Source organism: Pseudomonas cremoricolorata DSM 17059 = NBRC 16634, from assembly GCF_000425745.1.
In the GTDB taxonomy this organism is placed as follows: Bacteria; Pseudomonadota; Gammaproteobacteria; order Pseudomonadales; family Pseudomonadaceae; genus Aquipseudomonas; species Aquipseudomonas cremoricolorata.
Genome location: NZ_KE384442.1, coordinates 150,650 through 174,183, shown reverse-complemented (window position 1 = coordinate 174,183; position 23,534 = coordinate 150,650). Strand labels below are relative to the sequence as shown.

Genomic DNA, 23,534 nt, shown 5'->3' with positions numbered 1-23,534 from the left:
CTAGTGCGTACCCGCCTCCTTGCGCGCCCCAGCCAGCAGGAAAAACACCAGAACCGCCAGGCCCGCCATCAAACCGGCTGTGGTCAGCAGCAGCACGGTATGGGTGGTGGAAAACGCCGCCTTGCCGGCAGTGATCAGCGCCGCAGCCTGCTCGCCGGCAAGCTGCTGCGCCACCAGGTAGGTATCACCCATCGACACGCTGGCCTGGTCTGCCAGTTCGCTGGACAGCCCGTCGACCGGGGTGAGGTGGCGTCCATAGATGACCGACATGAACACCCCGAAAAACGTGATCCCAAGGCCAGTGCCCAGTTCGTACCCGGTCGCCTCCAGCGAACCGGCAGCACCGCCCTTGCTGGCCTCCACCGCGCCCATGATGGCGATCGAAGAGGCCGTGAGGCCAATGCTCAACGACAGCCCCAGCAGCGCCAGCAGCACCGGCACCAAGATGCCGGGCGCATCGAAGTCTTCCACGCCAAGCCAGCCCAGCGAGAGCGCCGCCGTGAGCAACGACGCGCTGGCCACCAGGCGCAGCCCGTAACGTGCGGAAAGCCAACCGGCGATCGGGCCGCCCACTGCCGCCGCCACCATGATCGGAATCATGAACACACCGGCCTGCAGCGGGGTTCTATCCAACACGTACTGCAGCTCCTGCGCCAAGGTCAGCTCGACCCCGGCCAGTGCGCCACTGGCGACCACGGCCATGATGATGCCGGCGACGATGGCTGGATGGGCGAACAATGACAAATCCAGCATCGGTACCGCTGAACGCAACTGCTTGCGGACGAACAGCGCCAGCATGGCCACACCCAAGGCCAAGGTCAGCAAGGCCACCAGCAGCGGTTGCTTGCCGGCGAACCCCGCCTTGATCGCATACACCACCGCGATCATGCCGGCGACCAGCAACAGCGCCTGGCCGATCGCCCAGTGCCCGGGCGTGGTCTGCTCCTGACGCGGTAACAGCAGCCAGCAGGCCGGGACCACCACCAGCATCACCGGCACATTGATCAGAAACACCGAGCCCCACCAGAAATGCTCCAGCAACGCACCCCCGGCCAACGGCCCGATCGCCGCACCGGCCGCCCCTACCGTGCCCCACAGGCCCAGCGCCAGGCCCCGCTCCTTGCTGTCTTCGAAGGTGCGGCGGATCAGCCCCAGCACGCACGGCATGATCATCGAGCCGCCCAGTGCCAGCAGCACGCGCGCGCCGATCAGCATCTGCGCGGAGGTCGCGAACGCAGCCAGGGCCGAGGCCAGACCGAAGATCACCAGACCGATCAGCAGAATGCGCCGGTTGCCGATGCGGTCGGCCAAGGTGCCCATAGGCACCAGCAGACCGGCCATCAGCAGCGGATAGATGTCGATGATCCACAGCACTTGGCTGTTGGACGCGGCCAACGCCTGGGTCAAGGTAGGAATGGCGACATGCAGGATGGTCATGTCGAGCACCACCGGCAGGAACGCCAGCATGACGGCCAGCAGGATCAGCCAGCGCTTGGGGTCGGGTTGGCGTGGGGACACGATCTCACCTAAGATTCGAGCGGCAACGGGAATATAAATACGGTCGTATCGTAATGACGCTCAGCAACGCAGGTCAAGTGAGAAAGACAGTGGGCAGAAAACCAACCATCACCCGCGACGGGCTGCTGGATGTGGCCGAAGCACTGGTGCGCGAACAAGGCGGCGCCGCGCTGACCATCGGCGCCCTGGCAAAGGCCGCTGGCATCTCCAAGGGCGGCGTGCAATACACCTTCCCCAGCCGCGACGAGCTGCTGCGCAGCCTGATCGAACGCTGGACCCGCCGCTTCGACGCGATGCTCGACGATGCCGCCACGGACGACCCAGTGGCCTTCATTCGCAGCTACATCGCCGCCACCCGTACCTCACAGCAGGCCATGGATGCCAAGACTGCAGGGTTGATGGTCAGCTACCTGGAGAACCCCGAGCATCTGCGCGAGACCCGCGACTGGTACCGCGGCATCTTCCAACGCCTGGCCGGCGACTCACCGCACGCAAGCGCCGCCCGAGTGGCGTTCCTCGCCGTCGAAGGGCTGTTTTTGCTGCGCATCAACGGCATCGACGAGGATGGCGACTGGACGGGGTTTCTCGATGATGTGGAGGCGGTGTTGGGGCGGTTGGTGTAGATCGACGTCGGCGGCCCCCCACAGGGGCGTCGCCTCTACCGTGATCGACCTGCGAAGTACCTTAAATCAGCGAACTACGGACCTGTCGCATCCAGATCGAACGTCACGATGGTCAGTTGCTCACCGACTTTGAAACTGGCCACATTGTGGAAGTCATAGATGGTGTCACGCGTGCGCAGTTTAACCGACGTGCCAACGACCTCACGTACCGCCCCAGGCATCTTCGTCACCAGAAACGGTTTGGCCTTCCTGGTTTTCTCGAACAACGCCTCTTCACTCGGCTGTCGCTCCATGACGAAGTAGCGATACACGTAAGCGCCCGTCGCCCCGCCCGAGTCGTACAGCACCTCATAGATGGCCCCACCCTCACCTACCGGCGTCGCCGAAAGGACCATGTTTGGATCAGGTCGCCACGACCACGACAAAAAGATCCATAGCGTCTGTACGAGGCAGATGACCAGCAGCGGCCAAAACATCCATTTGATTACTTTGGAATTCTGCAATGTTCACCAACCTCCAGAAAGCCAAAAGCCCGCAATTACGCGGGCTTCAGGGCATTTTTTGCTAGATCGTACCGGGCTGTGCCGGACGCGGGATCATTCCCACTCAATCGTCGCCGGCGGCTTGCTCGAGACGTCGTAGGTCACGCGCGAGATGCCTTCGATCTCGTTGATGATGCGGCCGCTGACGGTTTCCAGCAGTTCGTACGGCAGGTGGGCCCAGCGGGCGGTCATGAAGTCGATGGTTTCCACGGCGCGCAGGGCGACGACCCAGGCGTAGCGGCGGCCGTCGCCGACGACGCCGACCGATTTCACCGGCTGGAACACCACGAAGGCCTGGCTGGTCTTGTGGTACCAGTCGGCTTTGCGCAGTTCTTCGATGAAGATGTGGTCGGCGCGGCGCAGGATGTCGGCGTACTCCTTCTTCACTTCACCGAGGATACGCACGCCCAGGCCCGGGCCGGGGAATGGGTGGCGGTAGACCATGTCGTAGGGCAGGCCCAGTTCCAGGCCGATCTTGCGCACTTCGTCCTTGAACAGCTCGCGCAGCGGCTCGACCAGCTTGAGGTTCATCTCTTCCGGCAGGCCGCCGACGTTGTGGTGCGATTTGATCACGTGGGCCTTGCCGCTCTTGGCGCCGGCCGACTCGATCACGTCGGGGTAGATGGTGCCCTGGGCGAGGAACTGGATGTTGTCCAGCTTGCTGGCTTCTGCATCGAAGATGTCGATGAAGGTGCGACCGATGATCTTGCGCTTCTTCTCCGGGTCGGCTTCGCCGGCCAGGTTGTCGAGGAACTGCGCTTCGGCGTCGGCGCGGATGACCTTGACGCCCATGTTCTCTTTGAACATGGCCATCACCTGGTCGCCCTCGTGCAGGCGCAGCAGGCCGTTGTCGACGAACACGCAGGTCAGCTGGTCGCCGATGGCGCGGTGCAGCAGCGCGGCGACAACCGAAGAATCGACACCGCCCGACAGCCCGAGAAGAACGTTGGCCGAACCGACCTGCTCACGCACCTGAGCGATGGCGTCTTCGACGATGTTGGATGGCGTCCACAGCGCTTCGCAGCCGCAGATGTCCTGGATGAAGCGCGAGAGGATGCGACCGCCCTGCTTGGTGTGGGTCACTTCCGGGTGGAACTGCACGCCATAGTAGCCGCGGGCGTCGTCGAACATGCCGGCGATCGGGCAGCTCGGGGTGCTGGCCAGGACGTTGAAGCCGGCTGGCATCTGCGTGACCTTGTCGCCGTGGCTCATCCACACGTCCAGGCCCAGCACGCCGTCGGCGTCGATGTGGTCTTCGATGCCATCGAGCAGGCGGCTCTTGCCAACCACGTCGACCCGGGCGTAGCCGAATTCGCGCAGTTCGGAACCGGCGACCTTGCCGCCCATCTGTTCGGCCATGGTCTGCATGCCGTAGCAAATGCCCAGCAGCGGTACGTCGAGGTCGAACACCGCCTGCGGTGCGCGTGGGCTGTTGGCTTCGTGCACCGACTCAGGGCCGCCGGCGAGGATGATGCCGCGTGGGTTGAAGGCGCGGATCGCCTCGTCGTCCATGTCGAACGGGTGCAGCTCGCAGTACACGCCGATCTCGCGCACGCGGCGGGCGATCAGTTGGGTGTACTGGGAACCGAAGTCGAGGATCAGGATACGGTGGGCGTGGATATCGAGGGCCATCGGGGAATCTCTGATTCAGCTGCTAGCTTGAAGCTGCAAGCTGCAAGTTGATCGGGGGACGCGAGCGACAGGTGTGAAGCTGAAAGCGGCAAGTTGCGCAGAGCCCAGCATTCCGCCTGGCGCTCGCAACTTGCCGCTCAAAGCCCTCAACCGACGCGGTAGTTCGGGGCTTCCTTGGTGATCTGCACGTCATGCACGTGGGACTCGGCCATGCCGGCACCGGTGATGCGCACGAACTCCGGCACGGTACGCATCTGCTCGATGGTGGCGCTGCCGGTGTAGCCCATGGAAGACCGCAGGCCGCCCATCAGCTGGTGAATGATCGCGGCCAGTGCGCCTTTGTAAGGAACGCGGCCTTCGATGCCTTCGGGAACCAGCTTCTCGGCGCCGGCCGAGGAATCCTGGAAGTAACGGTCGGACGAGCCTTGAGCCTGGGCCATGGCGCCCAGCGAGCCCATGCCGCGGTATGCCTTGTACGAGCGGCCCTGGAACAGCTCGACTTCACCCGGCGCTTCTTCGGTGCCGGCGAACATCGAACCCATCATCACGCACGAGGCGCCCGCGACGATGGCCTTGGACAGGTCACCGGAGAAGCGGATGCCGCCGTCGGCGATCAGCGGCACGCCAGTGCCTTCGAGGGCTGCGGCGACATTGGCGATGGCGCTGATCTGCGGCACGCCGACGCCTGCGACGATACGGGTGGTGCAGATCGAGCCTGGGCCGATGCCGACCTTGACGGCGTCGGCGCCGGCTTCAGCCAGGGCCTTGGCTGCAGCGCCGGTGGCGATGTTGCCGCCGATCACCTGCACCTGCGGGTAGGTTTCCTTGACCCAGCGCACGCGCTCGATCACGCCCTTGGAGTGGCCGTGGGCAGTGTCGACCACGACGACGTCAACGCCGGCGGCAACCAGCGCGGCGACGCGCTCACCGGTGTCCTTGCCGGTGCCGACCGCAGCACCGACGCGCAGGCGACCTTGGTCGTCCTTGCTCGCCAGGGGGTAGGCCTTGGCTTTCTCGATGTCCTTGACGGTCATCATGCCCTTGAGGCTGAAGGCGTCGTCGACGATCAGGACTTTTTCCAGGCGGTGCTTGTGCAGCAACTCGCGGACTTCGTTCTTGTCGGCGCCTTCACGCACGGTGACCAGACGCTCTTTAGGCGTCATCACGTCGCGTACGCGGGCTTCCAGACGGGTTTCGAAACGCACGTCACGGGAGGTGACGATGCCGACCAGGTCACCGTTCTCGAGTACTGGAACGCCGGAGATGTTGTTCATCCGGGTCAGTTCGAACAGGTCACGTACGGTGGCGTCGGCTTCGATGGTGATTGGGTCCTTGACCACGCCAGCCTCGAACTTCTTGACCTTGCGGACCTCGCTGGCCTGCTGCTCGATGGTCATGTTCTTGTGGACGATACCGATGCCACCTTCCTGCGCCATGGCGATGGCCAGGCGGGCTTCGGTGACGGTGTCCATGGCGGCGGAAACCAGAGGGATGTTCAGCTCGATGCCACGAGTCAAACGGGTCTTGAGACTGACCTCATTGGGCAGCACCTCGGAATAACCGGGTACAAGGAGGATATCGTCGAACGTCAGGGCTTCTTGGCTGATACGCAGCATCGCGGGGGCTCCCGGGCGGGAAAAATGGAAGCGCGCCATTATACTCATGCACCCCCCGCGGCTCAACGCAATTTGCACGACGTGTTACCAGCGGCAACCCCCGCCAGCAGCACGCACGCAGCTTCAGTCGCGGGTCACCTGCACCACTGCCAGCGGCTGGTCCAGCCAGTCGGCGAACTGCTCGAGGAACGCCGGGGTGAAACCGGCCTCGCCCCAGTTGTTGAAGATGAAGCCCAAGTTGGAGAACGCGCAGGGTTGCAGGAACAGAAAGCCGTTGATGTCGTCTTCATGCCCGCACAGTGGGCACATGAAGTTGTCGGTCAGCCCTGGCATCCACTCTTCCAGGCTGTCGAACAGCGGCTCGCCCACTTCACGCCGGCACTCCGGGCAACCGGCTTCTTCGAGAAAGCCCTCGGTGGGCGTATAGATGCAGCGATTGAGCACCACTTCCAGGCCGTTGGCCTGTCGCTCGAACGGCAGGCGCTCGGGGCGCAGGGCAATTTTTCGCGCGCCGGGCGCCAGGGCATGGCCCATGCGGTTGCCGGTGCTGCCACAGGTGCTCAGGGTTTCGTCGATGACCTTTTCGCGCACCAGCCAGCGGATGATGGCCCGCGATCGCGCTTCATGGGCAAGCACGGTGGATTGACGGGGGACGAGAATGCGCTGGTGATTCATGTGCGACGGGCCTGCGGACTGCGGTGAGGCGGCAAGTCTACAGCCTGCTCAGGCGCTCAGGTAGCGCACGATCAGCGCCACGCCGCTGCACAGCACCAGCCAGGTGACCACGCGCACGAAGGCCTCACGGGACAAACGTCGGGTCAGCCGACGACCCAGCCAGAGACCTGCGAACATTACCGGCAGCAGGCACGCGGCGAGCAGAAGCAGGCTGAGGTCAGCGTACACCCCGGCCAGCACGAACAGCGCCAGGCGCACCACGGTGCTGCAACTGATCAACGCGCTCTGCGTCGCGCGCACCTGCTCTTTCACCTCCAGGCGCGCGCTCAAGTACATCGCATACAGGAAGCCGCCGCTGCCGAACATCGCCCCGAACAGTCCACCGACCGTGCCCATGGGCGCTGCCCACAGTCCTGACAAGCGGGTCGGCCGGGCTTTCACCGCCAGCCCGTAAATGCCGTAGGCGGTGACGAACACGCCCATCAGCAACAGCAATAGCTCGGATTTCAGTTGCAGCAGAAACACCACCCCCAGCGTGCAGCCCAACGCCATGAACGGCAGCAGGCGCAGCAGCTCGGCGCGCACCACATCACGCCGCGAGGGCAGCAGGTTGCCCAGCGCGGCGACGAAATCCAGCAATACCAGCAACGGAATGACCCGCGACAGCGGCATGAAATGAATCAGCACCGGCCCGGCCACCAGCGCGGTACCGAAGCCTGCAATGCCGAAGACGATATAGGCAGCGCCGACGGCGAGCGCAATGGGCAGCCAGTCGAGCAGAGAGAACGTGGATAAAGCGATCATGCAAAAGGCTCCGCAGGGGACGGCTGTAGCGTAGCCAGTGCGGAGCCATGCCGACTAATATGCAATTCATCAGGCACCCATCTGGATACGGCATGACATGACATCCATTCGCCAACTGCGCTATTTCGTCGAGATCGCCGATTGCGGTGGATTCACCGCTGCGGCCGAGCGGTTGTATATCGCGCAATCCGCGCTGAGCCGGCAGATTCGCGACCTCGAGCAGCACTTGGGTACGGCACTGTTCGAGCGCACGGCGCGCCAGCCTCGGCTGACGCCCGCCGGCCTCGCCTTTCTCGAGCGCGCTCGGCCGTTGCTGGCCGACCTGCACAAGGCCGAGCAACTCGCGCAGCAGGTCGGCCAGGGCTTGCGTGGCAGCCTGCGCATCAGCCACTCCAGCACCGTACCGCTGACCGGGGCGTTGCTGCAGCGGCTTGGCCGCTACGTGCGCGACAACCCAGGCATCAGCCTGGACATCGCCCAGCAGTCCTCCGAAGCACAACTGGGCGATATTGCCGAGGGGCGGCTGGATCTCGGCCTGCTGCGCTTGCCGGTATTGCGTCAGCATCAGGACGTGCAACTGCTGCCGTTGTTCAGCGAACCCCTGCTGCTCGCCGTGGCGGACAGTCATCCACTGGCCATGGCAGGCGCGGTCAGCCTCGAGGATCTGCGCGACGAGCGTTTCGTCTCCATTCCCCACCGCCAACGCGGTGGCCTCAGCTACCTGGCAGCCGGACTGTGCATGGAGGCCGGGTTCTTCCCCCAGGCGGCGCAGGTGGTGTCGCGCAAGACCACCCAACTGCAACTGATCCAGGCCGGCTTCGGTGTGGCCCTGCTGCCGGCGTGCATGGCCGACATCGCAGCGCCCTCGGTGCGCTTTGTAGCGCTGCGTGAGCCCTGCCACAGCACGGTAGCGCTGGCCTGTCGCCGGCAGCCCGAACCGATGCTGCAGCAATTGCTGCAGGCGCTGGCCGGGAAGGCCTTCAGCACGAGCGATGATTGCCCTGAGCCGCTTGAAGGCCACGGCACGCAGCTGCCATGATGCCGCCCATGATCAAAGACCCCTTCGACCGCCTCGGTCTGGACCGCGAAGTCCTCACCGTCAGCCAGCTCAACGGCCGCGCCCGGGTGCTGCTGGAAGATGTGTTCCGTAGTGTCTGGGTGGAAGGCGAGCTGTCCAACCTCGCCCGCCCGGCTTCCGGCCACCTGTATTTCACCCTCAAGGACAGCGGCGCGCAGATTCGCTGCGCGCTGTTCCGGCAGAACGCCGCGCGCGTGCGCCAGGCCCTGCGCGACGGACTGGCGGTGCGGGTGCGCGGTCGGGTGTCGCTGTTCGAGGGGCGTGGCGACTATCAACTGATCGTCGACGCCCTGGAGCCGGCCGGTGACGGCGCGCTGCGCCTGGCCTTCGAGGCGCTGAAGGAAAAGCTCAGCGCCGAAGGCCTGTTCAGCACCGAGCGCAAACGTCCGTTGCCCGCCCATCCGCAACGCATCGGCATCATCAGCTCGCCGACCGGCGCGGTGATTCGCGACATCATCAGCGTGTTCGGCCGGCGCGCGCCGCAGGTCGAGCTGAACCTGATCCCCACCGCGGTGCAGGGCCGCGAAGCGGTGGCGCAGATCGTTCGCGCCCTGCAACTGGCCGACCGCCAGGGTTTCGATGCGCTGATCCTGGCCCGCGGTGGCGGCTCGCTGGAAGACCTCTGGTGCTTCAACGAAGAGGCCGTGGCGCGCGCCGTGGCCGCCTGCGTCACGCCCATCGTCAGCGCGGTAGGCCATGAAACCGACGTGTCGATCAGCGACTTCGTCGCCGACGTGCGCGCCCCTACCCCTTCAGCCGCCGCCGAGCTGCTGGCGCCCGACAGCAGCGGCTTGCGCCAGCGCCTGGAAACCTTGCAACGGCGCCTGGTGCTGCGCATGCGCAACCGCCTGGCCCACGAGCACCTGCGCGTCGAGGGCCTGACCCGCCGCCTGCGCCACCCGGGCGAGCGCCTGCGCCAGCAGGCGCAACGTCTCGATGACCTCGACATGCGCCTGCGCCGCGCCTTCGCCCAAGACCTGCAGCGCCGCCATGAGCGCCTGAGCCGCCTGGACATGCGCCTGGCGGCGCAGCATCCGGGGCGCGCGCTGACGCTGCTCAGCCAGCGCCTCGACACGCTGGCAGAACGCCTGCCACGGGCCATGCGCGAGCTGCTCAAGGACCGCCGCCAGCGCTTCCAGGCGCAGTTGCAGACCTTGCAGGTGGTCAGCCCGCTGGCCACCCTGGCCCGCGGCTACAGCATTCTGCTCGATGAACACGGCCACGCCGTGCGCAGCGCCGCGCAGACCCGCAACGGCCAGGCGCTGACCGCGCGCCTTGGCGAAGGCGAGCTGAAAGTGCGCGTCGAAGACAACTTCCAGACCCCGGTCACCCTTTCTCTACTGGATTGACACATGCCCCGCTCGCTCGCCCCGCTGTTCGCCCTTTGCCTGATCCTGCTGGCGCCGCTGGCCCAGGCCAGCTACATCACCCGCGCGCTGAACAAGCCCGTGCCCGGCGGCGTGGCGGTGGTCGACCTCGGCCCTGGCGCCAACGCCCCCAGCGCCCGCTTCGACGGCAAACCGGTGCTGGTGGTCAAGGAACAGGACAACTGGCTGGCCATCGTCGGCATTCCGCTGACGCAGAAACCGGGCACCGCGACCCTCACCCAAGGCACGCGCCAGTTGCCTTTCAACGTGGGCAGCAAGAAGTACCCCGAACAGCGCATCACACTGAAGAACCAGCGTCAGGTCAATCCGAACCCGGCCGACCTCAAGCGCATCGACCGCGAACTGGCCGAGCAGATCAAGGCCTACCGCAGTTTCAGCCCGACCCTGCCGAGCAACCTGATTCTCGACAAACCGGTCAACGGCCCGCTGTCGAGCAAGTTCGGCGTGCGCCGCTTCTTCAACGGTGAAGAGCGCAACCCCCACGCTGGCCTGGACTTCGCCGTGCCGGCCGGAACACCGATCAAGACCCCGGCCAACGGCAAGGTGATTCTGATCGGCGACTACTTCTTCAATGGCCGCACGGTGTTCGTCGATCACGGCCAGGGCTTCATCAGCATGTTCTGCCACATGTCGAAGATCGATGTGCAAAACGGCCAGACGCTGCGCCGCGGTGAGGTCGTCGGTCGTGTGGGCTCCACTGGGCGGGCGACAGGCCCGCACATGCACTGGAACGTCAGCCTGAACGATGCGCGGGTCGATCCGGCGATCTTCATTGGGGCGTTTCAGCCTTGAGCGTTCAGGGCCTCAGACGGTAAAGGGCCCGCTTTGCGGGCCTTCGCGGCTGGAGCCGCTCCTACAGGCGGCGCCTTGCGCTTGTGAAAATTATCCAGCAAGAAAATATGAAATATCGGGAATTTCGCGCCAGCCGAAAGCGTGTAAAGAAACTTTTTAAGCATTCCTCTCAATTTTTCCGCAATGCTTGCCAACCCCCGCAGCGCTGGTTACGGTTGACGCCATGAATACCGCCCACACCCACCTTCTGCTTCGTCAGCACCGCAGCCTTTGCCTGGTCAGCGCACGACTATCCAGGTAAATCGCGTCGCCCCGCCCGCTTACCTCGTTTCTGCCCGGCAGGCCCGATCAGGCCGCACATTAAAGGATTGCTCCAATGACCATGCTCAAAGACCCGTCGAAGAAGTACCGCGCCTTCCCCACCATCGATTTGCCCGACCGCACCTGGCCTTCCAAGACCATCACCGCCGCGCCGATCTGGTGCAGTTCCGACCTGCGTGATGGCAACCAGTCGCTGATCGAGCCGATGGATGCCGAGAAGAAGCTGCGCTTCTGGAAGACGCTGGTGCAAGTGGGCGTGAAGGAAATCGAAGCCTCGTTCCCGGCGGCATCGCAGACCGACTTCGACTTCGTACGCAGCCTGATCGAAGACGGCCACATCCCGGACGACACTACCATTCAGGTGCTCACCCAAGGCCGTGAAGACCTCATCGCGCGCACCTTCGAATCGTTGCGCGGGGCGAAGAAAGCCATCGTCCACCTGTACAACGCCACCTGCCCGGCGTTCCGCCGCATCGTCTTCAACACCGACAAGGACGGCGTGAAGAAGATCGCCGTCGACGCCGCCAAGCTGTTCGTCAAGTACGCCGCGCAGCAGCCGGAAACCCAGTGGACCTTCCAGTACTCGCCCGAGACATTCAGCGCCACCGAGCTGGAGTTCGCCAAGGAAGTCTGCGACGCGGTGATCGAGGTGTGGAACCCCACCCCAGAACACAAGATCATCCTCAACCTGCCAGCGACCGTTGAAGTGGCCACGCCGAACGTCTATGCCGACCAGATCGAGTGGTTCTGCCGCAACATCAATCGCCGCGACAGCGTGATCATCAGCCTGCACACCCACAACGACCGCGGCACCGGCATTGCCGCCACCGAACTGGGCCTGATGGCCGGCGCCGACCGCGCCGAAGGCTGCCTGTTCGGTAATGGCGAGCGCACCGGTAACGTCGACCTGGTGACCCTGGCGCTCAACCTCTACACCCAGGGCATCGACCCGCAGTTGGACTTCTCCGACATCGACGGCGTGCGCAAGGTAGTCGAGGAATGCAACCAGTTGCCGGTGCACCCACGTCATCCGTACGTAGGCGATCTGGTGCACACCGCGTTCTCCGGCTCGCACCAGGACGCTATTCGCAAGGGCCTGAGCAAGCAGCAGGACAGCGAACTGTGGGAAGTGCCATACCTGCCGATCGATCCTGCCGACATTGGCCGCAGCTACGAGGCGGTGATTCGCGTCAACAGCCAGTCGGGCAAAGGTGGCATCACCTACCTGCTCGAACAGGAATACGGCATCAGCCTGCCGCGGCGCATGCAGATCGAATTCAGCCAGGTCGTGCAGGGTGAAACCGACCGCCTGGGCCTGGAGATGACCGCGCAACAAATCTACAGCCTGTTGCACAAGGAATACCTGCAAGCCAACAGCCCGTACGCACTGGTCAGCCATCGCCTGCAGGAAGAAAACGGCCACAGCGCCGTGGAAGTGGAAGTCGCCGGCGAAGGCGAAACCACCCTGCACTGGCGCGGCAAGGGCAACGGCGCCCTGGAAGCCCTGGTCGCCGGCCTTCCGGTTGCCGTCGAGATCATGGACTACAACGAACACGCCATCGGCGCCGGCACCAACGCCAAAGCAGCGGCCTACATCGAGCTGCGCGTGGCAGGTGATCGCCCGGTGCACGGCGTCGGCATCGACGAAAACATCACCACCGCCAGCTTCAAGGCCCTGTTCAGCGCACTGAACCGCTCGCTGAGCCAGCAGAAAGCCAAGGCGGCCTGATCGCTACGCTACTCGGTAACTGAAAAACCCGCATCCGGTGATGCGGGTTTTTTTATGCGTGGCGCTTTTACACCAATGCCAGTGGCACACTCGCACTGCATGACTAGCTTAGGGGGGGTAACGCAAGACCTGGTCAGCTCGCCATCAAGCTCTACCAAGTCCAAGACGATCTTGCCGCTGGTGGTAGTCGAATCCCACCCGACACGCCGAGCCAATCTACATGCTCAGGTTTCCATTCACCCGGAAATTTTGACCATGACCATCGGATCAACTCATAACCATCCTGCCGAAATTACGGGAGCGCCAGCGTCATCACGCCTTCCTTGGGCTGCACGTTTCCCCAATCCACCGGACCTTTGCTTCGACTACCGCCGTCTGATCGAGCAGCCTGGCGGAGTGGCGCGGGCTAACCGTACACAACATCGTATCGCCATCGTGGGAGCCGGAATCACGGGACTGACCGCAGCCCGCGAATTGCTGCGCTGCGGCTACACCCAAATCACGTTGATCGAGCAGTCTCGACGTATGGGCGGGCGCCATATGAGCGTCTCCAGTGCGCACTCTGCAACGGGAAAAGCAAGCACTCCCTTCGAGCTAGGCGCGATGCGCATGCCGCTGTTCAACAGGACAGGCGAGCCGCCTCTGGCAGGCCGCTCGCTGATGGCCTACTACGCGCAATTGTTCGAATTGCGTATTTCGGACTTTCCCAATCCCGGTACTCCATGGGTCAATGCTACGGGCATCTATCTGCGCGAGGGACAGTTGGATGATGGGAGCGATCCAGAGCTTCTGATTTGGCGTAACCCAAGCGGCGACACTCCCCCTCCCAATACGAAACTGCAGCGTGTGCAAGATAAATGGCTGCGTTTCGCCAAGCGCTTCGCGAACAAGGTTGCGACCGAGTATGGAACGGCAGGCTGGACAGCACTTTGGTCTGCCATCGTCGAGCGCTACCACACACTGTCATTCCGCGACTTGGTGACGCTTCCAGAATTGGACAAGCTGAGGCCTGAGCAGCCAGGTGATTTCGGCGGCCTGGGAATGAACTCGGAAGAGTCCGCGATTTTCTACTCCATTGGTATCGGTGATGGCAGTTGGGGAGCGTTTTATGACGTGTGCTGCCTTTACCCTCTGCGGACCGCGATCTTTGGTTTCAGCAGCCATCTACAACTGGTACATGGCAGGGTGGATGATCAAGGTCAGCCTCTGCCGTCCCCTTATCTTCATGTCGATAGTCTCCCGGACAGCAAAGGTCTGAAGTTCCAGCCACCGAGCTATGTAGGGTTGGTCGCAATGGACGAGTGTCAGCTGCTCATGCCAATCGCCGACGCTCAAACTTCGCTTTATGAACACTTGGTAACGAGCGAGGATGGACTGTTGACCGACACTTCGGTTTTCGCTCTGGACAAGCAATCGGATGGACGCATTCGTGTCAGTTATCGCTGGCAACATAGCGATGCTGACAAGGTGCAGGCGTCGAGCGAAACGTTCGACAGCGTGATCCTCACGGTGCCATCCTGGATCATCGAAACCAATATTCGTCTGCATGGATTCAGCAAGGCGCTGCTACCTGACTCGATTATCGACGCTTGGAAACATTCGCACTGGGAGACCAGTTGCAAAGTTTACGCAGCCTTGGATAAAACATTTCTCGACCGACACCTACAGATCCCGCAGATCTTGGTGACCGACAGCTTCGTCCACGATGTTTACGCTTACCGCTACAACGACAGTTACGCGCAAGACTGCATTCTGCTCAGCTACACCTGGGAAGACGATGCCAGCAAACTGGCCAGCTTCGAGGATGGCAAGTTGGTGGAAAAGTGCTTGGGTGAACTTGATCGCATCCTGCTGCGCTGTACCAACATTGCAGAACCCATTTCACCTTATGTCGACACTGGCAATGTCCGCGTACAGCGATGGCTCACGGACGCCAATTCGCTAGGCTGCGCCAAGTTGTATCGCGCAGGGACTTACTACGATGCCGTTTCCCTGATGAAGTACAACCGAGACTTTAGCGGCAGTTCAGGACTGTATCTGGCGGGAGAGTCCTTCTCCGTCGATGCCGGCTGGACCGAACCCTGCCTACGGACCGCCATCGATGTGGTGATCAATCTTTGTCACCACACTCAGGCAACCTTCAACGGCGACTTCTCGCTAGACCACTACCCGCACTATCAGGTTCGTTGATGTTTGGACGGAGGTGCGCCTCGTAGGCCACCTCCCGCAAACCTGTACGCCCATTCCTGCAAACCGCTCGGAATCTCCCGACTATCAGCCTCTGGGCATCCCCGTTGTACTGACCGCCTTCCATAACAACCCGAAAAAAGGAAGCCGGAATGACTAGTCATTGCAAGTCGATCAGCCCTGTCCGAATCGCCGTCATCCAGTTCGATCCGCAAGTGGGGGTCGAGCATTGCGGCGATAATCTTCAATGCAGCCTGGCGCTCGCCAGGCAAGCGATCAGCACGGGTGCCAACCTCATCGTGCTGCCGGAACTGAGCAACACCGGCTACACCTTTCACAGCCGCGCCGAGGCGTATGAGCACGCCGAGACGTTGAGCGAGGGCCGCAGTGTGCGGGCCTGGGCGGAGCTTGCGCGCGAGCATGGGATCTACCTGGCGGCAGGCTTCGCCGAGCGCGATGGGCTGAAGCTGTACGACAGCGCCGTACTTTTCGGCCCCGAGGGCATGCTCGGCCACTACCGCAAGGCGCACCTGTGGAATCAGGAAAAGCTCTGGTTCACGCCGGGCGATCTGGGTTTCCCAGTGTTCGAAACGCCCATCGGCCGCATCGGGCTGCTGATCTGCTGGGATATCTGGTTCCCGGAAGCGCCGCGTCTGATGGCCGCCCAGGGCGCCGATATCATTCTGACCCTGAACAACTGGGTATGGACGCCGCCGCCGCTGTTCGACGCGGCCGGCCGCTGCATGGCCTCTTACCTGACCATGACCGCCGCCCATGTCAACAACCTCTACATCGCTGCCGCCAACCGCATCGGCAGCGAGCGCGACGGGCGCTTCCTCGGCTGCTCGCTGATCGCCGGGACCAACGGCTGGCCGATCAGTGAGGTCGCCGGCGCTGAAGAGGAATGCATCGTCTACGCCGATGTCGATCTCACGGCGGCGCGCAGCGCACCGATATGGAACAACCTCAACGATCTGCAGCGCGATCGCCGTACCGATCTGTACGACGCCGCACTCGGCTATCGCTTGCACGCGCCGCTGCCGCGCTGAGGAGGCTGCATGAACCGTCCGCACTCTTCAGCCATGTTCTCGAGCATGGCGCTGTTCGGCGCGTTGGCGCTTGTGCTGTTGGTCGTTCTGGTGATGGGCAACTGGCCGGATTACCTCACCCTGGCAAGCACCTTGGATCAACCGGTGAGCCGCCTGCGCTGGATACTTGGCGACATCAGCGAGGTGGCATTCTACAAACACGAGCTGCCCGCGCTGGGGCTGCTGCTAGGCGCTTGCCTGGGGCACTGGGCGAATTACCGAGGCTACCGCTGGCAAGGCTTTGCGATCAGCTACGGCACGGGCTTGTGGCCCTGGGTGTTCATCAGTTCCTTGCTCGGCCTGCTGCTCAGCCACCTGTTATGGGGCTGGACCTTGAGCAGCGGTGTCTGGCAACCGACCTTCGTCGCCTTCGTGTCGCTGCCGGCTGCGATGGTGCTGATGTTCGGCGGCGGCTGGCGGGTTGCGCTCAATGGCGCGCTGCTCGGCGCGTTGCTGGTGACCCCGGCAAGCCTGCTGCTGGTGAATTTCCTCTGTTATCCACTGCAATTGCCCGTGGTCATCGGCAATGTGCTGGGCATGGCGCTGGCCAGCGTATTGGCGTTCATCCTGTGCAAGCGCTGCCCGGCGCTGGTCGAGGGGGGTATCCGCCCCACGCCGGCCACCGCCCCGACGCGGCAAGCCGACTACGGCTTCGTCTGGACCCTGCGCCGGGTACTGGCTGACTTCAGCGAAGCGCCGTTCTTCGGCAACGAACTCGCCAGTCTTGGCTTGCTGACCGGTGCGCTGCTGGCGTGGTGGCTGACCCCCGCTGCGCCGGCCTACGGATCGCAATTGCTCGTGCAGATCATTGCCGGTCAAGCACTGGCCTCGCTGCTCGGCGTGATGCTCTGGCGCGCTCAGTGGAAGACGCGCGGCTGGTACCCCACCTATATTCCTATCGTCTCGGTGGTGCCGGCCGCGGTGCTGACGATTGGCGGGCATTGGCAGGTGGTGGGGGCCAGCGCAGCGCTGGGCGCGCTGTTCGCTCCGCCATTGGCCGTGGCGATCAGTCAGCGCCTACCGACTTACATGCATGGCTATATCGGCAATGTACTGTCGATGGCCGTGACCACCGTGATCGTAGTGCCGTTGCTGGCCTGGGCGTTCCCCGGACCTTGAGCCGGTGCTCGGCCGGCGCGCAGTGAAGCCCCGCCGGCCACTCACAAAAACGCCGCATGCCCCATCAAGCGACAAGCTTCAAGCTAGAGCTCGCGTCTGACTTGCAGCTTGCCGCTCATAACTTGCAGCTGCTCTAGCTGTTGTTTTCCAACAACGCCATCGCCTCGGCACTGCTCGCTTCGATGCGTGCCCAGTCGCCGTTCTTGATCCAGCTGCTGTCGAGCATCCAGGTGCCGCCGACGCACATCACGTTGGGCAGCGCCATGTAATTGCGGGCGTTGGCGGAGTTGACGCCGCCGGTGGGGCAGAAACGAATGTCGCCGAAGGGGCCGGCGAAGGCTTTGATCGCCGCCACGCCGCCGCTGATCTCGGCCGGGAAGAGTTTGAAGCGGCGGTAGCCCAGGGCGTAGCCGCTCATGATCTCGGACGGGGTACTGATGCCCGGCAGCAGCGGGATCTCGCTGTGCACGCCGGCGTCGAGCAGCTCCTGGGTGATGCCTGGGGTGACGACGAACTGCGCGCCGGCTGCCTCGACCGCAGCGAACATGCGCCGATCGAGCACTGTGCCTGCGCCTACGCACAGCTCGGGGCGCTCGGCGCGCAGTACTTCAATGGCCTTGAGCCCATGCTCGGACCGCAGCGTCACTTCCAGGGTACGAATGCCCCCGGCTGCCAGAGCGTCGGCCAGCGGCAGGATGTCTTGCTCGCGGGCGATGGTGATCACCGGCAGGATCCGCGCCCGGGCGCAGATCGCGTCGATCGTGGCGGTTTTCTCGGCCATGCTCAGCAGCGGCTGCGGGCGTTCGAGGGTGGTCATAGCGGATGATCCTTGGCTCATGGGCACCAGTAGATGTCCAGGGGGTCGTGAAGAAAGGCGCGAATCGGCAGGGCCTGATCGTCGCTTGCGGCCAGTGCCGCGCGCAGGGCGGCCAGCTTGCCGGTGCCCTGGATGGCCAACGCGGTGAACGCCGCGCTGGCCAGCAGTGAACGGGTCAGGCTCAGGCGCTGGTGCGGCACCACCGGTGCCAGCATCGGCAGGCAGCGACGCTGGCCGCCTTTGGCCAGGCCCTCGGCCAGGTTGGGGCTGGCGGGGAACAGCGAGGCGGTATGGCCGTCGTCGCCCATGCCCAGCACCAGCACATCGATCGGCGGCAACTCGGCCAGCGCCGCGTCGGCCAGTTCTGCGGCGCGCTCAAGGTCGGGCGCGACCTGATACAGGCCGATGAAACGCGCTGCGGCGGCCGGGCCTTGCAGCAGGTGGCGGGCCAGCAGTCCGGCGTTGCTGTCGGCGTGCTCGACCGGCACCCAGCGCTCATCGGCAAGGCTCACGGTGACCTTCGACCAGTCCAGCGACTCACGCGCCAGACGTTCGAGGAACGGCACCGGGCTGCGCCCGCCGGATACCACCAGGCAGGCCTGGCCCTTGCTGGCGATGGCCGCACGCAGGTGCTGCGCGACATCACCCGCCAGGCGTTCGGCGAACGCGGTGGCGTCTGGCAGTTGATGCGTCTTCACGCAGCTGGGTAGTTGCAAATCAGATATCGCCATACCACGCCCTCCCATCTCGGGTGATCAGTGCAATCGAGCTCATCGGCCCCCAGGAGCCTGCGGCGTAGGGTTTGGGGGCGTCGCCGCTGCGCGTCCAGCCAGCGATCAACTGGTCGCACCACGACCAGGCGTGCTCGATCTCGTCCTTGCGCACGAACAGGTTCTGATTGCCACGCATCACCTCGAGCAGCAGGCGTTCATAGGCATCGGGAATCCGCGAAGTGCGCCAGGTATCGGAAAAATTCAGTTGCAGTGGGCCACTGCGCAGTTGCATGCCCTTGTCCAGGCCCTGCTCCTTGGTCATCACACGCAGGGAAATGCCTTCGTCCGGTTGCAGGCGGATGATCAGCTTGTTGCCGATTTCCAGGCGCTGTTCGGGGGCGAAGATGTAGTGGGGGGTTTCCTTGAAGTGAATGACGATCTGCGACAGCTTCTGCGGCATGCGCTTGCCGGTACGCAGGTAGAACGGCACGCCCGACCAACGCCAGTTGCGGATGTCGGCGCGCAGGGCGACGAAGGTTTCGGTGTCGCTGTGGGCGTTGGAGTTGTCTTCTTCCAGGTACCCCGGCACCGGCTTGCCATCGCTGTAACCGGCAATGTACTGCCCGCGCACCACGCGACTGGCAAGCCCCTCACCGGTGATCGGCGCCAGGGCCTTGAGCACTTTCACCTTCTCGTCGCGGATGCTGTCGGCCGAGAGGTCGCTGGGCGGGTCCATGGCGATCAGGCAGAGCAACTGCAACAGGTGGTTCTGGATCATGTCGCGCAGTTGCCCGGCCTTGTCGAAATAGCCCCAGCGCCCCTCGATACCGACCTTCTCGGCCACGGTGATTTCCACATGGGAAATCGAGTTCTGGTTCCACTGGGTTTCGAACAGGCTGTTGGCAAAGCGCAGGGCGATGAGGTTCTGGACGGTTTCCTTACCCAGGTAGTGGTCGATGCGATACACCTGGCTTTCCGGGAAGAAGCGCGCCACGGCATCGTTGACCCGCCGCGACGACTCAAGATCATGGCCGATGGGTTTTTCCAGCACCACCCGGGTGCGCGAGGCAAGGCCGGCCTTGTCGAGGTTTTCGCAGATGGCGCCGTACACCGCCGCAGCGGTGGCGAAATAGGCGATCAGCGGATGCTCGCCGTTCACTTGGGCCGCCAGGGCCTCATAGCCCTCGGGCTCGAGGAAATCCAGATGCTGGTAGCTCAGGCGCTGCACAAAGCGGCTCAAGGCGGCCGCGTCGATGTCGTCCGCGGGCACGTAGCGACGCAGTTGCGCTTCGATGGTGCGCAGGTGCTGCTCGGCGCTGCCGGCTTCCCGGGCCAGGGCCAGCAGGCGCGTGTCGGCATGCAGCAACTCGGCACGTTCGAGCTGATACAGCGCCGGGAACAGCTTGCGCAAGGCCAGGTCGCCCAGGGCACCGAACACCGCGAGGGTGCAGGGTTCAACAGAGATGGCAGGCATAATGTGGTTCTTTTATCGAGTTAGGCTAGAAATACCGCGTTCAAAACTGATTTTCAAGGATCAATGTAGTAAATCTAACAACATTGATCGGTATTCCCACGGATATGTGGTGCGTCCCACAGCGCGACAGTAGGATAGACACCATTGCAAAAAGCCTGCTGCCCAGACAGCCGGCTGTCTTATCGACCCAAGGACACCCCATGGACCGCGCGCGAAACCTCCTGGAACAAATCCAAGGCCGCCTCGACGAACTGAACAAAGCCGAACGCAAGGTCGCCGAGGTGATCCTGCTCAACCCGCAACAGGCCACCCGCTTCAGCATCGCCGCACTGGCCCAGGCGGCCAAGGTCAGCGAGCCGACGGTCAACCGCTTCTGCCGCTCGTTCGGCGTCAGTGGCTATCCGGAACTGAAACTGCAACTGGCGCAGAGCCTGGCCAGTGGCGCTGCCTACGTCAGCCGTGCGGTGGAAGCCGACGACGATCCGGCGGCCTACACACAGAAGATCTTCGGCAGTGCCATCGCCTCGCTGGACAGCGCCTGCCAGCAGATCGACCCACAACAGATCAGCCGCGCCGTCGACATGATGATCCAGGCCCGGCAGATCCACTTCTTCGGCCTCGGCGCCTCAGCGCCGGTGGCGCTGGATGCGCAGCACAAGTTCTTCCGCTTCAACCTGGCGGTCTCGGCCCACGCCGATGTGCTGATGCAGCGCATGCTGGCGTCGGTGGCGCACACCGGTGACCTGTTCGTGATCATTTCCTACACCGGACGCACGCGCGAGCTGGTCGAAGTGGCGCGCCTGGCGCGGGCCAACGGTGCTTCGGTGCTGGGCCTGACCGCCGCCGGCTCGCCGCTGGCCGAGGCGTGCAGCCTGAGCCTGCACATCCCGCTGCCCGAAGACACCGACATCTACATGCCGATGACCTCGCGGATCATTCAGCTCACCGTGCTCGATGTGCTGGCCACCGGCATGACCCTGCGCCGCGGCGTCGACTTCCAGCCGCACCTGCGCAAGATCAAGGAAAGCCTCAACGCCAGCCGCTACCCCATCGAAGACGATCTGCTCAACTGAGCCGATGTGCCTGCAGGCGCAGTTGCGCCTGCTCACCCGGCGCCAGGCTCAGCGCCGCGTTGCAGCCGCTGGCGGCTTCGACACAGACGAAACCGCGCGCCTCACGCCCCGTCACCCCCACCAATGGCCGACTGCCCGGATGCCAGACCACAGTGTCGTCGCTGTCGCTGGTATCGATGCACAGCGCCCGCTGCCAGGCAGCGTCCTGCACCTGCACGGCGGCGCTGCCGGGATACACCCGTTGGCAACCATCGGCGATGTTGAACGGGTTGGTCTGACGGCAAGGAACGCGATTCATCTGGTCATAGCCTTCGACGTTTTCCAGCCCAGACAGCGCTGTCTTTGCCACGTGACCAATACGCCAGTAAGCCAGCAGCGCATGGCTCAGCTGACAGGTTTCGCTGTCCTGGTGCTCGGTGGTGAGGGTCAGTTCCAGGGTGCTGGTCAGCCGCGCGTGCAAATCGACCTGCCAGTCGCACAGTTGCAGGCGCCAGTGCAAGGTCACGCCCTGGGCATCCTCAGCACTGTCGATCAGTTGCCAGTCGAGCAGACGCGCCCAGCCGTGGGTCGGCCACAGGTCTTCGCTGGGATGCCGGCCATACCACGGCCAGCACACCGGCACGCCGCCGCGAATGGCCCCGACATGCGGCCACTGCTCGGCGCACCACAGCCACGGACGCTCGCCGGTGGGCTGGAAATGCAGCAGTTGCGCACCCTGGCGGGCGAACACCGCCTGGCACACGGGATGCTCGATGACCAGCACGTCGCGTTGCTGATGACGCTGCCAGTCGAAGGTCGGCCTGGCCCGCTCGGGGCTGAACAGGCAGTGAAGCGGATGGTCGGGCATGGGCCTGAAGCTCTTGTTGTCGTTGGGTCGCTCAGGTGACGGAGCGCCGTGGCAGACGGCGCTCCGTCACGATCAACCGCAGTGCGGCTGCAAGAAGTGCGTAAATTTACAACAAGCGCCCTCAGAATGACGACTGAATCTTCACCCCGGCGACCAATGCGTTGTCCACTTCATCCACCGCGCCCGGGCTCTTGATGTACTGCAGGTTCGGCCGCACGGTCAGCCAGTTGGTGACGTGGAAGCCGTAGTAGAGCTCGGCGTTGTACTCGGTGCGTTGCAGTGGCAGGAACGCTGGATTGTCGTAATCATCAATTCCGCGCTGGGCATTGAGCTGGGCCGCGCGCTTGCGTACGTCGTCGTTGACGTGGATGCGCGCCACGCCGAAGCCGATGTCATCCTTGGGCCGGGCGTCGAAGGCGCCTTTGTAGACCATCCCCACCTGCTGGTAGTTGTCGACCACGTTGGTGGCCTTGTCGTGCACGGTGAAGTTGGCGAACAGGTTCAGCCCGCGGCTGGCATCGCCGCCGTGCGCGGTGACTTGCTGACGCGCCACCACCCACCAGCCGTGCTTGCTCGAATGTGAACGGAAGCCGCTGCCGGTCACGCCCTGGGGGTTGCCATTGACATCTTCGTAGACGTCCTCGGCCTTGGCCGTGCTGTAGTAGTAACCCAGGCGGTATTCGCCGGGCAGGCCGTTGACCTTCGGTGACCACACCGCCTCGACCGGCACGATCGCGCCCTTGGTGCCGCTGCCGCTGAGCTTGAAGCCATTGCCGGTCTCGAGGTTCGAGGGGTTCTGCTCGAACGCGCCGACCTGCACGAACAGCTCTGGCGTGAGGTTGTACTTGACCCGCAGCGCCCACTGGCTGACCGGCCAGTTGTACCAGATGCCGCCGACCCAGTTACCCACCTGCGAACCGCAGAAGGCCAGGTTCTGGAAGTCACAGGGGAAGCTGTTGAACTCCTCGCCCGGGCCGTACTGGCCGAATTTCACATCCAGCGCGCCATCGAAGTAGGTCTGCTTGAGCCACAGCTGGGTCAGCCGCCAGGTCTGCCCGCGCCCCCAGACTTCCTGCACCGAGCTGAACTGCCCGGCACGCGGATCGCTGATGCGGTCGTTGGACAGGTTGCGGCCACTGCGCTCGGTGATCGCCAGCTTGAACTCGGCGTCGTGCCAGCCGAATATTTTCTCCAGGTCGAGGTGCGCGCCGAGGGCGAACTGGTCGCTGTAGCGCGCGGTACGGTCGTGGTTGTAGCCGCCGCGCAGGTTGCTGGCGACCTCGCCGACGTAGTCGAGGGTGAAGTCATAGCCTTGGTCGAGCAGCGCGGTACGCGTGCCGCCCCAGTCCCCGGTCATCCATTTCGAGTCGCTGGCAAAGGCGTCGGCAGCCTGCGCCGCGCCGTTGCCGAGCAGCGCCAGGACGGCCAGCGAGCCGAAGGTGGTGATGTGCTTGCGATGATCCATTGCATTGCGTCCTTCTGTTGTTGTTATTCAGAC

Annotated in this window: 20 protein-coding genes; 9 read left to right on the top strand and 11 right to left on the bottom strand. The window is 63.8% G+C overall.

The window, feature by feature from the left end; translation table 11 throughout:
* Positions 1 to 1,467, bottom strand: a complete 1,467-nt coding sequence (locus H618_RS0119655; RefSeq protein ID WP_081673833.1) for an MFS transporter — start codon at positions 1,465 to 1,467, stop codon at positions 1 to 3.
* Between the two features lie 140 nt (positions 1,468 to 1,607).
* Between H618_RS0119655 and H618_RS0119650 the strand changes: the two genes are divergently transcribed.
* On the top strand, positions 1,608 to 2,141 hold the full coding sequence (locus tag H618_RS0119650; protein WP_028696690.1) for a TetR/AcrR family transcriptional regulator: 534 nt from the start codon (positions 1,608 to 1,610) through the stop codon (positions 2,139 to 2,141).
* A 74-nt stretch (positions 2,142 to 2,215) separates the two neighbouring features.
* Here the strand turns inward: H618_RS0119650 and H618_RS0119645 are convergent, their stop codons facing one another.
* The 5 genes from H618_RS0119645 to H618_RS0119625 all read right to left on the bottom strand — a co-directional run bounded on the left by H618_RS0119645 (position 2,216) and on the right by H618_RS0119625 (position 7,410).
* A complete protein-coding gene (locus H618_RS0119645; RefSeq protein WP_154660692.1) occupies positions 2,216 to 2,644 on the bottom strand; it encodes a hypothetical protein in 429 nt (142 codons plus the stop codon).
* A 93-nt stretch (positions 2,645 to 2,737) separates the two neighbouring features.
* Entirely contained in the window at positions 2,738 to 4,315 is a 1,578-nt protein-coding gene (gene guaA, locus H618_RS0119640) for a glutamine-hydrolyzing GMP synthase (RefSeq protein WP_028696688.1), read from the bottom strand.
* A 146-nt stretch (positions 4,316 to 4,461) separates the two neighbouring features.
* A complete protein-coding gene (gene guaB / locus H618_RS0119635) occupies positions 4,462 to 5,931 on the bottom strand; it encodes an IMP dehydrogenase (protein WP_028696687.1) in 1,470 nt (489 codons plus the stop codon).
* 123 nt (positions 5,932 to 6,054) lie between these two features.
* Positions 6,055 to 6,606: a hypothetical protein gene (locus H618_RS0119630; RefSeq protein ID WP_028696686.1), complete on the bottom strand. Its 552-nt coding sequence runs from the start codon at positions 6,604 to 6,606 to the stop codon at positions 6,055 to 6,057.
* 48 nt (positions 6,607 to 6,654) lie between these two features.
* A complete protein-coding gene (locus tag H618_RS0119625) occupies positions 6,655 to 7,410 on the bottom strand; it encodes a sulfite exporter TauE/SafE family protein (protein ID WP_028696685.1) in 756 nt (251 codons plus the stop codon).
* 97 nt (positions 7,411 to 7,507) lie between these two features.
* Between H618_RS0119625 and H618_RS21960 the strand changes: the two genes are divergently transcribed.
* The 7 genes from H618_RS21960 to H618_RS0119590 all read left to right on the top strand — a co-directional run bounded on the left by H618_RS21960 (position 7,508) and on the right by H618_RS0119590 (position 17,112).
* Positions 7,508 to 8,449 carry a LysR family transcriptional regulator gene (locus H618_RS21960; RefSeq protein ID WP_081673824.1) on the top strand — a complete coding sequence of 314 codons (942 nt, stop codon included), beginning with the start codon at positions 7,508 to 7,510 and terminating at the stop codon, positions 8,447 to 8,449.
* An 8-nt stretch (positions 8,450 to 8,457) separates the two neighbouring features.
* The gene (xseA, locus tag H618_RS0119615; RefSeq protein ID WP_033727812.1) at positions 8,458 to 9,837 is read left to right on the top strand and encodes an exodeoxyribonuclease VII large subunit; all 1,380 of its coding nucleotides are present in this window, start codon (positions 8,458 to 8,460) and stop codon (positions 9,835 to 9,837) included.
* Positions 9,838 to 9,840: 3 nt separating this feature from the next.
* On the top strand, positions 9,841 to 10,668 hold the full coding sequence (locus H618_RS0119610; RefSeq protein ID WP_028696683.1) for a M23 family metallopeptidase: 828 nt from the start codon (positions 9,841 to 9,843) through the stop codon (positions 10,666 to 10,668).
* 376 nt (positions 10,669 to 11,044) lie between these two features.
* Positions 11,045 to 12,718, top strand: a complete 1,674-nt coding sequence (gene leuA, locus H618_RS0119605; protein ID WP_028696682.1) for a 2-isopropylmalate synthase — start codon at positions 11,045 to 11,047, stop codon at positions 12,716 to 12,718.
* Between the two features lie 255 nt (positions 12,719 to 12,973).
* On the top strand, positions 12,974 to 14,908 hold the full coding sequence (locus H618_RS0119600) for a flavin monoamine oxidase family protein (RefSeq protein WP_028696681.1): 1,935 nt from the start codon (positions 12,974 to 12,976) through the stop codon (positions 14,906 to 14,908).
* A 149-nt stretch (positions 14,909 to 15,057) separates the two neighbouring features.
* Entirely contained in the window at positions 15,058 to 15,954 is an 897-nt protein-coding gene (locus tag H618_RS0119595; protein WP_028696680.1) for a nitrilase family protein, read from the top strand.
* A gap of 9 nt (positions 15,955 to 15,963) precedes the next feature.
* Positions 15,964 to 17,112: a hypothetical protein gene (locus tag H618_RS0119590; protein WP_425414206.1), complete on the top strand. Its 1,149-nt coding sequence runs from the start codon at positions 15,964 to 15,966 to the stop codon at positions 17,110 to 17,112.
* Between the two features lie 133 nt (positions 17,113 to 17,245).
* On the opposite strand, the gene H618_RS0119585 is transcribed toward H618_RS0119590, so the two are convergent.
* Genes H618_RS0119585 through zwf form a run of 3 tightly spaced genes read right to left on the bottom strand, consistent with a single transcriptional unit; the run spans position 17,246 to position 20,116 of the window.
* A complete protein-coding gene (locus H618_RS0119585; protein ID WP_028696678.1) occupies positions 17,246 to 17,929 on the bottom strand; it encodes a bifunctional 4-hydroxy-2-oxoglutarate aldolase/2-dehydro-3-deoxy-phosphogluconate aldolase in 684 nt (227 codons plus the stop codon).
* A 17-nt stretch (positions 17,930 to 17,946) separates the two neighbouring features.
* Positions 17,947 to 18,660: a 6-phosphogluconolactonase gene (pgl, locus tag H618_RS0119580; RefSeq protein ID WP_028696677.1), complete on the bottom strand. Its 714-nt coding sequence runs from the start codon at positions 18,658 to 18,660 to the stop codon at positions 17,947 to 17,949.
* Complete coding sequence (zwf, locus tag H618_RS0119575; protein WP_028696676.1) at positions 18,647 to 20,116, bottom strand: glucose-6-phosphate dehydrogenase; 1,470 nt, start codon at positions 20,114 to 20,116, stop codon at positions 18,647 to 18,649. Before zwf ends, pgl begins: the two co-directional genes overlap by 14 nt.
* Positions 20,117 to 20,316: 200 nt before the next feature.
* On the opposite strand from zwf, the gene hexR reads away from it, so the two are divergent.
* On the top strand, positions 20,317 to 21,189 hold the full coding sequence (hexR, locus tag H618_RS0119570; protein WP_028696675.1) for a DNA-binding transcriptional regulator HexR: 873 nt from the start codon (positions 20,317 to 20,319) through the stop codon (positions 21,187 to 21,189).
* Here hexR and H618_RS0119565 read toward each other — a convergent pair.
* Together H618_RS0119565 and H618_RS0119560 are read right to left on the bottom strand one after the other, a co-directional pair.
* A complete protein-coding gene (locus tag H618_RS0119565; RefSeq protein WP_028696674.1) occupies positions 21,182 to 22,036 on the bottom strand; it encodes an aldose epimerase family protein in 855 nt (284 codons plus the stop codon). The genes hexR and H618_RS0119565 overlap by 8 nt on opposite strands.
* Positions 22,037 to 22,157: 121 nt before the next feature.
* Positions 22,158 to 23,501, bottom strand: a complete 1,344-nt coding sequence (locus H618_RS0119560; RefSeq protein ID WP_028696673.1) for a carbohydrate porin — start codon at positions 23,499 to 23,501, stop codon at positions 22,158 to 22,160.
* Positions 23,502 to 23,534: the final 33 nt, after the last annotated feature.

Excerpts from the sequence above, each read along its gene's own strand:
- H618_RS0119610 (WP_028696683.1), top strand. The coding sequence starts at position 9,841 with ATGCCCCGCTCGCTCGCCCCGCTGTTCGCCCTTTGCCTGATCCTGCTG.
- H618_RS0119595 (WP_028696680.1), top strand. The coding sequence starts at position 15,058 with ATGACTAGTCATTGCAAGTCGATCAGCCCTGTCCGAATCGCCGTCATC.
- xseA (WP_033727812.1), top strand. The coding sequence starts at position 8,458 with ATGATCAAAGACCCCTTCGACCGCCTCGGTCTGGACCGCGAAGTCCTC.
- H618_RS0119625 (WP_028696685.1), bottom strand. The coding sequence starts at position 7,410 with ATGATCGCTTTATCCACGTTCTCTCTGCTCGACTGGCTGCCCATTGCG.
- zwf (WP_028696676.1), bottom strand. The coding sequence starts at position 20,116 with ATGCCTGCCATCTCTGTTGAACCCTGCACCCTCGCGGTGTTCGGTGCC.
- guaB (WP_028696687.1), bottom strand. The coding sequence starts at position 5,931 with ATGCTGCGTATCAGCCAAGAAGCCCTGACGTTCGACGATATCCTCCTT.
- guaA (WP_028696688.1), bottom strand. The coding sequence starts at position 4,315 with ATGGCCCTCGATATCCACGCCCACCGTATCCTGATCCTCGACTTCGGT.
- H618_RS0119560 (WP_028696673.1), bottom strand. The coding sequence starts at position 23,501 with ATGGATCATCGCAAGCACATCACCACCTTCGGCTCGCTGGCCGTCCTG.
- H618_RS0119655 (WP_081673833.1), bottom strand. The coding sequence starts at position 1,467 with ATGCTGGCGTTCCTGCCGGTGGTGCTCGACATGACCATCCTGCATGTC.
- leuA (WP_028696682.1), top strand. The coding sequence starts at position 11,045 with ATGACCATGCTCAAAGACCCGTCGAAGAAGTACCGCGCCTTCCCCACC.
- H618_RS21960 (WP_081673824.1), top strand. The coding sequence starts at position 7,508 with ATGACATCCATTCGCCAACTGCGCTATTTCGTCGAGATCGCCGATTGC.
- H618_RS0119590 (WP_425414206.1), top strand. The coding sequence starts at position 15,964 with ATGAACCGTCCGCACTCTTCAGCCATGTTCTCGAGCATGGCGCTGTTC.
- H618_RS0119585 (WP_028696678.1), bottom strand. The coding sequence starts at position 17,929 with ATGACCACCCTCGAACGCCCGCAGCCGCTGCTGAGCATGGCCGAGAAA.
- hexR (WP_028696675.1), top strand. The coding sequence starts at position 20,317 with ATGGACCGCGCGCGAAACCTCCTGGAACAAATCCAAGGCCGCCTCGAC.
- H618_RS0119630 (WP_028696686.1), bottom strand. The coding sequence starts at position 6,606 with ATGAATCACCAGCGCATTCTCGTCCCCCGTCAATCCACCGTGCTTGCC.
- H618_RS0119565 (WP_028696674.1), bottom strand. The coding sequence starts at position 22,036 with ATGCCCGACCATCCGCTTCACTGCCTGTTCAGCCCCGAGCGGGCCAGG.
- pgl (WP_028696677.1), bottom strand. The coding sequence starts at position 18,660 with ATGGCGATATCTGATTTGCAACTACCCAGCTGCGTGAAGACGCATCAA.
- H618_RS0119600 (WP_028696681.1), top strand. The coding sequence starts at position 12,974 with ATGACCATCGGATCAACTCATAACCATCCTGCCGAAATTACGGGAGCG.